The organism is Streptomyces sp. col6 (assembly GCF_008042035.1).
Taxonomy (GTDB): Bacteria; Actinomycetota; Actinomycetes; order Streptomycetales; family Streptomycetaceae; genus Streptomyces.
This window is the reverse complement of sequence record NZ_RDBL01000027.1, coordinates 212,962-225,439: the sequence shown is the minus strand read 5'-3', so window position 1 is coordinate 225,439 and position 12,478 is coordinate 212,962. Positions and strand designations below refer to the sequence as shown.

Here is a 12,478-nt window from a genome sequence, read left to right as displayed (position 1 = left end):
CGCTACCTGCGAAAACGCAACATCAAAGCAGTCATCCCGGAGAAGAAGGACCAGGCCGCAAACCGCAAGAAGAAGGGCTCACGCGGCGGCCGGTCCATCAGCCACGACGCCGACCTCTACAAGGAACGGAACACCGTCGAACGCCTGATCAACAAGCTGAAAGCCTGGCGTGGCGTCGCCACCCGCTACGACAAGTCACCCGAAAGCTACCTTGCCGGCCTCCACCTCCGAGCCTCCATGATCTGGATCGACGACCTGCTCAAGACCACCGCGTGATCACGACATCACACAGCCCCTAGGGGTGACGTTGGGCTCGCGCGGCGTGATCGAGCGCTTCGGCGCGGACGCCGCACCGGGATCGGCGGCGTCCATGTGGGTCTCGGAAATGCCTGATGACCCGGTGGGCTGGCTGAGCGGGCACGGCTGGAGGGCCGACAGTCACACCTTGCGTGAGCGCGCTGCCGTCTACGGCCGCCCGATGAGAACCCCTCCGCAGCCTGAAGAGCGCCCCGGCGGACTGATCTCGGCCGTCCGCCGGTAGAGCCCTCCAGGCGATCAAAACCGGTCGCGCAGCGCAGCTGCCACGCGAGGTACTCCCGCGTGGCACGCCACTTCGCCAGCGCGAATATAGAGCCGGACCCGGCCACGCTGCTCAGCCTGCCTCGCCGTCGACCTGTTCCTCGTGAGCATGCTCGAGTGCCATCCGTCCCTTCACGACGCCTTCGCCGAGCATTGCCCAGTAACGGTGGGTGGTGACGGTGGCGCTGACTTCGGACGGGAGGGTCTCGGCGTATTGCTCGTAGGCGGCACGGGTGCGGTGGAGGGCGAGCTGGCGCCGCGCAACGCTGCACGAGCCGAAGTCGTCCCTGGGGAGCACAGGCGTTCGTTCCTAGCGCCAGGGATCGAGGGCCAGCTTGCCACGGGTCTGGCCCGCTTCCAGTTGCTGCATTACCGCCGGTCCCTCAGCCAAAGGATGCACGCGGGGGGCCCCGGGGGTGTAGACGCCGCGGGCGATCAGGGCCTCGATCTCGACGAGCAACGACTGATAGACGGACGGGGCTGCTACCGCCAGCGCGCCGATGTGCAGGCCCTTGATCTGAACCTGATGGGTGAAGACCAGGTCGTGCGTGGTCAGCGTTGCGTCGCCGGAAGCGGCGCCGAACACGACGATGCGTCCGGTGAAGGGTTTGGTGACGGACAGGCTGGTTGTGAACGTGGCCTGGCCCACCGATTCCAGCACCAGGTCGACTCCGCCGGTCACGCGGAGGATCTCCTCAGCCAGATCAGGACGACGGCTGTCCAGCACCTTCTCGGCGCCCAGGATCTGGACTGTGTCGTGCTTCTCCGGCGAGGCCGTGGCGATCACCCGCGCCCCGTAGTGGCGGGCGAGGCGGACGGCAGCCTGCCCGACGCCGCCGGCCGCGGCATGAACGAGCACCACTTCACCCGCCTTGATCTCGCCCAACGGCTTCAGTGCCGCCAAGGCGGTGGCCCAGTTCAGGACCAGGCCCAGAGCTTCGGCGTCGCTCCAGCCGTACGGTACGGGAAGTACTCCTGCTGCCGGCATCGTCATGTACTGGGCGAAAGCGCCCGTGCCGGCTCCGATGACATGGGTGCCGAACGGCAATGGATTATCGACGTCCGGGCCGCTCCCCACGATCTCACCGGCCGCCTCGAAGCCCGCCACGTAGGGTGCCTGCGGGCCTGCGCCGTAGGTGCCATGGGTCTGCATGACATCGGCAAAGTTGACCCCGGCGGCGCCGACGCGGATCAGGTATTCGTCAGGTCCCGGGGCAGGGCGGCGGTGATCCGTCGTAAGAGTCAGGTCCTTCGGCCCCTGGTGCGACTGTTGTACCAGGGCTCGAACCGTCTGCTCGACTGTGTGCTGCTGCTCGTTGATCTGCATGAACCGAACGTAGGAACCTCACACTTACGTCAAGGTCAAGCGGCCGTCAGAGATCAGCACGACGGGCCTCTCTCAGGTAGGCGTCGAGGGCTGCCTGCTGATCGCTCAGGACGGCGATGCGAGCAGCAAGCCGATCGCGGTAACCCTGCACTTCGTGCAGGAACTCCGCGCTCACCGCTTCCCCGCTGGCCTCGGAGCCGGCAGTGAGGCTGGGGAGGGCTTCCCTGATCAACCGCACGGGCAGCCCGGAGTCCAGCAGTGACCGGATGATGAGCACCCGATCTATCGTGGTCCGGCAGTAGTCACGGAACCCGTTGCTGAAACGACCGGGGACGATCAAGCCCTCGTCCTCGTAGTGCCGCAACGACCGCGCGCTCACACCGCTGACTCTGGAAGCCTCGCTTATCTTCACACCTGCAGCCAACGCCCAGTCCCACCGCAATCTTCCGGCACTCGTGGCGACCAGTTGAAGACCCTCTCAGGCGTCGACAACGCCCTGACCCGCGGACACCTAGCTAGGGCCTGCCGTTCAGCGCAGAGCGGGGTGGCTGGCGTCAGCAGCTGCTGCTTTTCGTACGAAAGGTGCCATGTAGCCAACGGGGCCATGCTGGGTCCTGCGCCCGGTGTCATACCGGGTCGTGGGCGACGCCCTCCACGCCCGGGGGTGGCGCCGCGCTTGTGAGGAGGCGGGCGGCGGCCAGTTCGTCGCGAGCGGCCTGCTCCACGGCTTCGAGGTAGAGAAAGGCGTCCTCTCCGACCGGGACCCGCAGCGGCGTGGCATCGGGGGAGGCGACGAGGGCGAGTACCCGGGCCGCAAAGTCCTCGGAGCGGCCCATCGCCGCGTCGTCGGCCATACCGCGCAGTCCGTCCAATAGTCCGGCTGTCGCGGCGGCGTACTCGGGCATCCGGCGCGCGGAGCGGGTGAGCGAGGCTCCGTAGCGTGTGGCGAAGCCGCCCGGTTCGACCACGGTGACCCGGATTCCGAGGGCGGTGACCTCGGCAGCGAGCGCCTGGCTCATGCCCTCCAGCGCGAACTTCCCCGCGACATAGGCGCTGAGGCCCGGAAAGGCCATCCGGCCGGCAAGCGACGACACGTTGACGATGTGGCCGTGGCCCTGGGCACGCATGCCCGGCAGGACGAGGCGGATCAACCGCCACGGGCCGATCAGCAAGGTCTCCATCTGATCGCGGATCTCGTCGTCGGACACCTCCTCTGTCGTGCCGAACAGCCCGGCCCCGGCATTGTTGACCAGGACGTCGATGCCGCCGAGACATGCGATGGCCTGACGGACCGCCTCCTCGCACTGGACCGCGTCGCGCAGCTCCAACGGGATCGGCACGATTTGCCCCGGATAGCGGATAACCGTCTCCTCCAATCCCGCGGTGCTGCGGGCTGTGACGGCTACCTGGTGTCCGGCGGCCGCGGCCGCCTCCGCCAGAGCCCGGCCCAGACCCGACGAGCACCCGGTCACCAGCCAACGTCGACCCATGAGTCCCCCACGCTGTGCGGCATCTCTGATCCAGTCCTCGCCCGGCGTGCGGCAATCGGCCGCACCCCGGTCCCCGCGCTCATGGTGAGGCCAGCCGAAGCGGCGGACCATGCCAGTACGGGGGCGCGTAGGCGCACAGGAGGAGCGCTCTGACGCATCCTCGAGGGCATCGTCCGGCAGGGGGCGTTGCTCATGCGGTTGCACCGGCCTGAGCAGCCGGCTGGCTGTGCCCAGCGCGGCTCCGTCGTAGTTCTGAGTCCCGGGGCGGGTCGATGGTTCCGTGGATCTTGCAGAACATTCCTCTACCAGGCGTAACAGTCGCTCCAGGGTGCCGTCGGAGATCGGGTCGGTGCGGGACGGGCAGCCCGGCTCAGCAGGCAGGTGGCGGCTTCGTCCTTGGTCCGCGTCGCCCGACGCCGCAAGAATCGCGGTTCCCGAGGCAGCCGTCCCACCGGCTTCGACAGTGAGCGATACAAGAAACGCAACATCGCCGAGCGTGCCATCAACCGCCTGAGGGATACCGTGCCGTAGCCACCCGCTACAGAAACACGCCTGCATCTACCTCGGCACCGTCACCCTCGCAGCCCTCGCCATCCGGCTCCGAACATGATGTGAAAGGCAGTGCCCGACGGTTGTGCCTGCGGCCTGGAGTGCTGAAGGCGGCACACGTGACTACCAGGCACTGAGGCGACAACGCAGTAGGCCCGGGGTACGCCGCTGGCTCCGGGGCCCGCGCAGCGGCTATCGGTCAGCTGCAAGAACTACGCGCCGAGTTTTGGAGAATCAGCCGGCCAGCTCGGCGCGGGCCAGGGTATGAGCCCGTTCGAGTGCGTCCGCGGCAGCGCAGGGGACGTCGGGCTGTACACCGGTGCCTTCCCAGTTCGTGCCGGAAATGGGGTTGATGGCACGGCCGATGGGGATGGAGGCTTCCAGGTGCGGGTGCACGGTCCACCCTTCCCTTGGGTGTGCGCCGCCGAGGGTGTGCTCGCCGACGACCGTCGCGCGGCCGAGTTGTTGGAGGTCGTAGGCCAGTTCTTCGGCTGCGGAGAAGGTGTGGTTGCTGGTCAGGACGTAGAGCGGCTTGGTTCCGCCGAAGCGGGCGCCGGAGACGTGCGGCTGGCTCCAGGACTGCTCAGTTCGTTCGCCGTCACGCCAGTACATGGAGTTGAGGTGGGTGCGTTCGTCCAGGAGGTGGCTGCAGACGAAGGCGACGGTATCGGGGTCGCCGCCCCGGTTGCCGCGCAGGTCCACGATCATTGCCTGGGCGCGGGAGGCCAGGGTGAGCGCGGCGCTCAAAGGTTCGGCGGCCCACTCCAGCGGAAACAGCATGGGTGCCAGCTCCAGTACGGCAACCCCTGCGTCGAGCAGCTCCACCCGGGGGACACCGCCCAGCGAGGTGTCGAAGTCCTTACGAATGGATTCCAGGACTGCCGCCCCCTTCTTCGGGGGTACCTGGTCTGTGTGGTACTGCAGGCTCAGGTGGCGGTCGCCGTTGACGGACTGGAGGTCCTCGGTGACCAGCCGCGCGAGCTCCTCAGCCTCGGCACCTGTGTATGCGCCCTCGGCAAGCCGTTCCTGCAGCAGTTCGGCGAGCTGCCCGGCTATGCCGGGGAAGACATAGTGCTCGGTCAGAAGCCGGACGATCTCGTCGATGACAGGGCCCGGCTGAAGCTTCGTCACAGTCGTCATGGCACGCAGTAGATCACCACGCTCAGGCAAGCGTCCACGCGAGTACACCGCCGCCCAGAGGGTACACACGGCCGGACGGGGATCCGCGCCGCTCGGCCCCGGCTCCCTGCCATGGCCTTCCGCAGGCCGCGCGAACCCGACAGGGAGTATCGGCGTGGACAGGTCTATCTCGGATCAACCTCCGTCCAACCGTCGGGTGTTGCTCGACATAACGGGCGGGTGGGAGCGTGTGTGCATTCCACCCCCTTCTTCTGGAGTGACACGTGCCTGTACGTGAACAGGTGAGCTTCGTCGGCACCCAGGGCAAGCTCGCAGGCAATCTCCAAGGCGCGCTGGGCATCGGTATTTGGACCCCCGGGGGCGGGCCGCGCCCCGGGCCTTCCCCGACCTCGTCGCCATGCCAACTGACTACGAGCCCCCGCTCAGGCACAAGCGACCGCACAGGCAACTCAAAAGAACGAACAATCGCCTCGTCAGCCTCCCGCTGCGTCGCCTCACGCGGGCGATGCGGCCTGTGCTCGACATAGTCGCTTGCCCTTCTCTGTCCTGATGGCAGATCGAAAGCACCGGCCGGTCGCTCTATTCTCAAGAGAGTCTTGGCAGCGGCAGCGCGGTGGTGGACCGCGGCGCCGGGCGCCGACCTGCCGCCCGCCGCCAGCCACTGCTTCCGAACCAACGCCCCCTGCCCTCGCCGACTCCTTGGAATGTCGATGAGGGAACTCTGGGCTGGCCGGCCAGCCCTCATGTGCGAGAAACTGTGGGGTGACATCTGCCAACTCCCCTGCAACCGCAGCTGAGATACACGCCCACCTCATTAAGCAGTTCAACCGCGCCCTTCGTTCCCCTGAGACGTTCGGAGGTGAGGTCGCGCTCCACCTTCTGATCACAAACCTACTGTTCGTCGAACGGCGGCCCGACGCCTACACCCCCCAGCGGCAGGCTTGGATTGACAACAAGACCTTCAGGGCCACCGGCGTGACCGGGGCCTACAGGGAGTTGATCCCCGGCCACAGCTACAACGACGGCATGGCCTCGGTGTACGCGGAATTCGCACAGCAATGCGGCTGGCTGGAGTCGGACCGACTCCTCACAACCGCCGAGTACGAGACCCTCACGGGATCCGTGCGACAGTGGGCCGAGAAGGACCGCACATGGCCGGATGTGACCGCGACGTTCGGGCCCCCCTCTGTCCTGTTGGGAGGGGACAACCCCCTGTACGGGAAGACCCTGGGCTACCTCAGCGAGGACATGGAGCAGCCGATGGTGCTCTTCCACCTGTGGAACGGCAGCGCTCCAGGAACCAACTCCTGGCCGCCCGACCACGAGCAGCCGCTGCTCCTCGCGGTGCGATTCGGTGAGGGCCTTTTCCCTGACACCTTCACCTTCACCCCGGAAGGCGAGCGAAAGAGGCCAAGGGCCCTTTGTCCGCACTAGGACATGCATCGAAAACGGTGGTCGCAGTGCTCGTCCGTGGTTGCAGGCAGCGCCGGACAGGCGAGCCAGGGATAGTGTGCGCCACCCTTCCACGGCGTGTGTCGGAAGTGCTCCGGGTTGGCTGATGTGAGTGTGCGGGGGCGGAGTTACCGATACGTCGGACCGGTGGAGCTGAAGGCTGCGGTCCGGCTTGGCAGTGACGGGTGCCCGATCAGCTCGGCAGCAGAAGGAGTGGTCCGACAACCACGGCCGGACCGGCGCCTGCGTAAACGCGACGGGTTGGGTCGGACGGAACCTGCACCAAGAAATTCCGCGATGATCACCCGCGACGAGACGAAGTAGCCGCTGCAGGCGGCGAGTAGAAACAGCATACTGGCCACCGAGCCCGGCATGCCCGCCGCCGAGATCGGGTACGCCGTCGGCGTTGTCAGTGCGGGCACGCATAATGCGGGCCATGAGTGAGCGCTACGAGATCGTTCTGTCCTGTTTCCTGCGTTGTGACGTACCGGAGTCCGTCCTGGCCGCCTGTCGCTGGCACTTGGGCATAATCTCCGACTGTCCAGCGGGCCTGGACGAGGAGGAGCATCCTTGGCCGCTGTTTCTCACGCACCCCGGCAGCCGACTACCAGGAGGAGACTCGGCAGCCCTGCGCCGTTCGGAGTCGATGGAGGACGAACGAGGCCACCCCATGTGGGAACTCTTCGCGCGCAACTACTGGGTCGATGACAACCTGCTGATGATGGACGCCCTGCTGGCTCTGGTCGCACCACACATCGCAGTCCCGGGATACGGGGGCTATCTGCGTCACGAACACGATACGGAGCCGACCGTGTTCGTGTTTCGGGAAGGGGGCTATGCGCAGGTGCCGCCAGGACGCGTGGGCTGAGCCGAGACCTGAGCCCGCCCCGTTTCGGGGGAGGCGGCGTAGCAGACGAGGGCGCCCGTGTCACCGACGAAGGCAAGGAAGTGCTCACCCGTTTGTTCGCAGAGACGATGGGGGCGTCGGCAGCCGGCCAGCCAGGACGCAGTTCGCTCCACTACCCATCGAGTACGTTCCAGACGTTGTGAAGACTCGACACCCATGCGGGCGGGCCGGTAGTGGATGTTGTCGACGAGGGTGGTGGTAGCCGTATTTCTTGTAGGCGTGCAGTCCTGCCGGGCGCCGGCGGCGCGGCCGCGCGGGAGCTGATGGGCCGCCGCGCGAGCGGTTCCAGGCCTTCGCTGTCGTATCGCGCTGGAGATGCCCAGGGAGATCGGGAGCCCGTTTTGATGGGTGTTGAGGTGTATTTCGATCCCAGCTCGCCCCACTTCGGTGCTCAGTATCCTCAAAGTCGCCCAACCCGTGCTGCGCGACTGGGTACTCAGCCTGCACAGGGAACTGGCCGGCACCGGCGTCCAAGCGGGCACGTCGCCATCGGCGTGTGCATGGACAGCCCGCCCGGAGTCCAGGCGGCCTCGGCCGAGGAGGTCGCCGCCCTCTACTGGGACCTGCACACGCAGCGCTACGAAGTCGAACGCGTCTACACCGTGTGATGCGTACTGGCCTCCTCCGGGGGGATCAACGCGATGGATGTCCGACCGGTCACGTGGCACGCTCCGCTGCGTGACCGCGATTCGAATCCTGGCCGAGTTCGGTTCCTCCGCAGCCATCGGCCCGCTGCACTGCGGCGCGTCTCTCAACGACATCGCGGCGATTCTGGGGCCGCCATGGGACATCGGTCGGGTGAGCAAGCGACGGCGCTGGCCGCATCTGTTCTCCTACGGGGATGCTGGGCTCTGCGTCTGTCGATGCCGCCGCGTTACGATGATCAGCGTCCAGACCTGGCGAGACACCGTCGAGCTTCCCGTTCTCGGAACGGAGAAATGCGCGACATTCACGGGGCCACTCACACACTCACACATCACGGCCGAGCTCAGCGCGATGGACTGCCGCTTCAGCCCGGTAACGCTCCACCAGCCGCCCGGACAAACAGCGCTGTTGGTCGAAGCGACGGGTGTCACCTTCACCTTCCGGACCGAGTCCGGCTCCGAGCCACTTCTGACCAATGCCGGCCACTGGAGCACCACCCACACGTGCCCACCCCGCCCGGCCCACGCTGCAGATGACGGCTTCGGCGCATGATGAACCCCGCCTTTCCTCGCGGAAGTCCCCGGGACCCCGTGATGGAGACGCAGTGGGGGCGGCGGTCTGACAGGAGAGCCGAAGGCGCCAAAGGAAACACTTGCGTGCGGGGTTCGAGGGCTTGAAGTCGAACATTCTTCCGCCTCGGCTGACGCCTGCCTACGAAATTGTGGTCCCAGTCCAGCCTTCATTCGCACCTGCGGCCTCATTGAGCTTCTTCCTGCCTGCTGCAAGTCGCGTTATGCCGCAGGACGCGAAGGAGGGGTGGTTCGAGTGGTGTGAGTACTATCGCTGCTACTGCTAACCCCCCACGTCGAAAGCCGAGGACCACATGTCCACCAATATTTCTGCCCGGAGTATCACGACGGACTATGCACAGCGGGTTGCTGACGACTTGTCTGCGAACCGGGATGAGCAGGAGCGTGTGCGTTCGGAGTTGGATCGGCTGCGGGACGAGCTCGTCCGTCTGGAGGAGAGTGAGCAGGTCCTGACGAAGATGCAGGATGTGCTCGGCGGTGCACCCAAGCAGACGGCCAAGCAGGGCAAGAGTCCAAAGGCGGCTGCGGTTCCGGCATCCCGGCGATCCAGCAGCACGGCATCGACAGGGAAGTCGGGTGCCGCAGGCGGGCGCAAGGCTGCCAGGAAGTCTGCCTCAGCGAGTAAGCCGGGCGGGGCGACCTGGCTGGAGCTGGCCACCGCCTACCTGGGCGGACAGGGCGAACCCAGGTCTGCGGCCGAGGTCTCGGATGCGCTGAGCAAAGCGCACCCCGAGCGCACGGTTCAGGTGACGGTGGTGCGCAATGCTCTGGAACAGGGAGTCGCGCAGAGCCTGCTGGAGCGATCCAAGCAAGGGCGCTCGGTTTTCTACAGCACGGTTCCCGCTCCGCCGGCCCCGTCCGACTCCTGACCTTCTAGGGCCGGTGTTCTCCGGGGACGGTTGCCACGGCTGCCCGCGCCCAGTTCCGCAGCGTCTGCGCCTCTGGGTTGGTTCCCGGAGCGGTGGCAACCGACCTGATGCTCAGAACACTGTCTGCGGCTGACCGGCGAAGCGACGACCCCGTGGCGGCAGCCGCCACGGGGCTGTGGCATCCGGCTTGAGTTCTGGGCCGGTGCGCCGCTGAAGAGGCCGGCCAGATGACCATCTCGGCGATCTTGGTGTGAATGGCCTTGGGGTCCTGGTGCGTTGAGCCCATTCTGGCGCAACCTCACGAGATCTGTCCTGCCCGCTGTCTGTGTCTGCAGAGGCATCCGTCGTTCACGGACCCAATGGGTTCGTCGAAGCCGGCGTTGGCCGGAAGGCGTGCACCGGATCCGTCCGTTCGCCGGCGGTGGCGGCGTCTCAGTACGCGGCCACACACCACCACAAGCTGAGAAACCATCACGAATGCTGAAGCGGTCATTGCCGTGACGGTTGGGCAGCAGTCCCTTGCCTGCGTGCCGGATCAGCCCCCTGGCTGATGACCCTCGTGGACAGCCGTGGGCGACGAAGTCGCCGACATCATCGGCCGGGAATGGCGGTTCGACGGCCCCTGGGACTGGACTGCCTTCGATGGAGAGCTGGCTGGTGCTGGCCCTGCGTGGCCCCTGGGGCCTGTCGTCAAACTCCCCTCTGCTGTGCGACGCCTGGCACTTCCCCAAGCTCTCGGCTTCGCTTGAGCAGGGGAGACCCCACTTCTCGCCGCACCGGCCGAGATCCCCTGCTGCCGGGGTCAGGTGCCGTAGACCTGGAGCTGGGCTACCTGGCCTGCGGGCCAGCCCGTGTTGGCAGCGAAGACGAGCCGCAGATGGCGGGTGGCCGTGGCGGTGGGCAGAGTCAGAGTCGTGGTGTTCCCGGCGAGCGGGTCGAAGGAGCAGTCCGTGCTGCCGCGAAGTACGGAGAAGGAGGTGCCGTCGGTGCTGCCCTCGACGGTGATTGTCTGCGTGCGAGCGGTCCAACTGGTGGACGGCGGAAGAGCGAGGGCGATGCGACGGACGGCTGTGGTGGTTCCGAGGTCGACCTGGAGCCATTGGGGGAATGCGTGATTGGCGCTTTCCCAGTATGTGTTCGGGTCGCCGTCCACGGCGTTGTACGCGCTGTACGTCTGGGTGTGGCTGCTTTCGGAGACCGGTCGGTGCAGGGCCAGGTCGCCGGTGGGGGTGCCGCCGCTGGCCGCGGTGGTGACGGCGATCCGGGCCGAGGGCGGGGAGACGGAGCCTGCCGAGTCGAGGGCCTGGACGTCGAAGGTGTAGGACGTGGAGGGGGAGAGACCGGTCATCGTGCAGGTGGTGGCGCTCGCCGGGGCGGTGGCGACCGGGGTGGCTGTGTCGCCGGTGATTCGGCGGACACGGTAGCCCGTGACGCCGGCGTCGTCGGTCGAGGCGGTCCAGGCCAGGGCCACCGTGGTGTCGGTGACGGCGGTGGTGTGCGGATTGCCGGGTGCGGTGGGCGGCTGGTTGTCGTTGCCGCCGATGAGCGGTGGGGTGGGACGGGTGGCGGTGAGGGCGAGCTGGCCCTTGAGCATGCGTCCGCCGTCGCCGGTCAGCCGGAGGTAGTAGTCGGACGAGCAGGCCGTGCCGTCCTCGTCAAGTGCGAGGAAGCCCGACCCGGCCGGTACCCAGTTCCGGGACTCCGCGGTCTTTGCGATCTGGTTGCCCTCGTTGTACTCGTCGAACATGGAGATGTAGACGCTGGGCACCCGGGCCCGGCCCATGTTGTAGAACTGCCGCCACATGAAGTCGCCATGGGCGCGCTGGCGTTCGGTGACCCCCCCGGGCAGGACACACGGCTGGTAGTCGATGCCGTGCGCGGTGCACTCGGCGAGGTCGGGCACGGTCGCGGCGTTGTAGAAGTTGTCGGCGTCGCCGGCGTTGCCGATTCGGCCGACCAGCCACGGCGAGAGCATGTCGAAGGCGTGGTAGACACCGCTGAAGCCCGGCCGGGAGTCCCGGTCGCCCGTTCGCCACCATGTCGGAACCCCTCCGATGACGTAGCAGCCCTGGGTCTTGAACCAGTTCAGCACGTCCAGACACGCCTCCGGGGCGAACGGCCGCTGGGCGTCGTTGAAGCCGAATCCCCATATGCACACCACCGGTTTGCCGTTCTGCCGGGCATAGGCGGAAGAAGCGGTGTGTGCACGCATCTTGGCGGTCCAGTCGGCCTTGATGTCCGTCTGCATGGACATCCAGTCGGACACGTCGTACATGATGTAGAACTTGACGCCCTCGGCCTCGGCGGCGGCGCGTACCTTGCTCGCCATCGCGTCGCGCGTCGGCCCTTCGCCCCCGGTGGGGTTGAACCGCTGGAGGGCCGCCGCGTCGATGCCGTACTGCCTCATCCACCGAAAGTGGGTGTCGACGGTGGACTGGTCGAAGGACGAGAACAGCGAGGCCGACTGCCCGTTGCCGAGATTGCCGAAGGCGGTCCGGTACGTGGCCGGGTACTCACGGACATCGGGCCAGGCGACGATGGCGTGGTTGGACGCGGAGGGTGACTCTCCCCAGTTCCGCGCCCAGTGCCACCAGCCGTCGATCGGGGCGCCGTCGCCCTTGCAGGCGAACCAGCCCTGATACCCGACGGTCACCTTGCCGACCACGTCCCCCGGGCCGCTGGCCGCGAAGGAGGCGGGCGCGAGCGCGGCCTCCCCGCCCGCGATGACTCCTGTCAGCCCCGCCGCCGTCGCCGCTTGCAAGAACGTGCGCCGCGTGAATCCCACCGAGAGCTCCTCCGATCAGTTCTCCACTGCGGCGCCCCGCGGGGTCGCGAACGAACCGCCGGTAGCGCTGCAACTTCACGCCGGGAACTGTATTGACGTGAACACGTCCTCGCAAGAGGCTGTCATACAGATGAAAAAAGCTGCC

At 67.0% G+C, this 12,478-nt stretch carries 10 protein-coding genes and 2 pseudogenes; 6 read left to right on the top strand and 6 right to left on the bottom strand.

Annotation, left to right across the window (positions count from 1 at the left end):
* Window positions 1-276 (top strand): annotated as a pseudogene (locus EAO73_RS28225) (IS5/IS1182 family transposase); the annotation flags it as partial.
* Between the two features lie 19 nt (window positions 277-295).
* A pseudogene (locus EAO73_RS36900) lies at window positions 296-541 on the top strand (SAM-dependent methyltransferase); the annotation flags it as partial.
* Window positions 542-652: 111 nt separating this feature from the next.
* Here the strand turns inward: EAO73_RS36900 and EAO73_RS28215 are convergent.
* From EAO73_RS28215 to EAO73_RS28195, 5 genes are all read right to left on the bottom strand, one after another.
* Complete coding sequence (locus EAO73_RS28215; RefSeq protein ID WP_147974342.1) at window positions 653-877, bottom strand: hypothetical protein; 225 nt, start codon at window positions 875-877, stop codon at window positions 653-655.
* Window positions 878-889: 12 nt separating this feature from the next.
* The gene (locus EAO73_RS28210; RefSeq protein WP_147974341.1) at window positions 890-1,906 is read right to left on the bottom strand and encodes an NADPH:quinone oxidoreductase family protein; all 1,017 of its coding nucleotides are present in this window, start codon (window positions 1,904-1,906) and stop codon (window positions 890-892) included.
* A gap of 46 nt (window positions 1,907-1,952) precedes the next feature.
* Complete coding sequence (locus tag EAO73_RS28205) at window positions 1,953-2,318, bottom strand: MerR family transcriptional regulator (RefSeq protein ID WP_147974340.1); 366 nt, start codon at window positions 2,316-2,318, stop codon at window positions 1,953-1,955.
* A gap of 214 nt (window positions 2,319-2,532) precedes the next feature.
* Complete coding sequence (locus EAO73_RS28200; protein WP_224756496.1) at window positions 2,533-3,507, bottom strand: SDR family oxidoreductase; 975 nt, start codon at window positions 3,505-3,507, stop codon at window positions 2,533-2,535.
* 672 nt (window positions 3,508-4,179) lie between these two features.
* On the bottom strand, window positions 4,180-5,085 hold the full coding sequence (locus EAO73_RS28195) for a S41 family peptidase (protein ID WP_147974339.1): 906 nt from the start codon (window positions 5,083-5,085) through the stop codon (window positions 4,180-4,182).
* 762 nt (window positions 5,086-5,847) lie between these two features.
* Between EAO73_RS28195 and EAO73_RS28190 the strand changes: the two genes are divergently transcribed.
* The 4 genes from EAO73_RS28190 to EAO73_RS28170 all read left to right on the top strand — a co-directional run bounded on the left by EAO73_RS28190 (window position 5,848) and on the right by EAO73_RS28170 (window position 9,548).
* Entirely contained in the window at window positions 5,848-6,519 is a 672-nt protein-coding gene (locus EAO73_RS28190) for a hypothetical protein (protein ID WP_147974338.1), read from the top strand.
* A 454-nt stretch (window positions 6,520-6,973) separates the two neighbouring features.
* Window positions 6,974-7,405: a hypothetical protein gene (locus tag EAO73_RS28180; RefSeq protein ID WP_147974336.1), complete on the top strand. Its 432-nt coding sequence runs from the start codon at window positions 6,974-6,976 to the stop codon at window positions 7,403-7,405.
* 717 nt (window positions 7,406-8,122) lie between these two features.
* Complete coding sequence (locus EAO73_RS28175; RefSeq protein WP_147974335.1) at window positions 8,123-8,641, top strand: hypothetical protein; 519 nt, start codon at window positions 8,123-8,125, stop codon at window positions 8,639-8,641.
* 331 nt (window positions 8,642-8,972) lie between these two features.
* On the top strand, window positions 8,973-9,548 hold the full coding sequence (locus EAO73_RS28170) for a hypothetical protein (protein ID WP_147974334.1): 576 nt from the start codon (window positions 8,973-8,975) through the stop codon (window positions 9,546-9,548).
* Between the two features lie 802 nt (window positions 9,549-10,350).
* Here the strand turns inward: EAO73_RS28170 and EAO73_RS28160 are convergent.
* Window positions 10,351-12,333, bottom strand: a complete 1,983-nt coding sequence (locus EAO73_RS28160; protein ID WP_147974332.1) for a discoidin domain-containing protein — start codon at window positions 12,331-12,333, stop codon at window positions 10,351-10,353.
* Window positions 12,334-12,478: the final 145 nt, after the last annotated feature.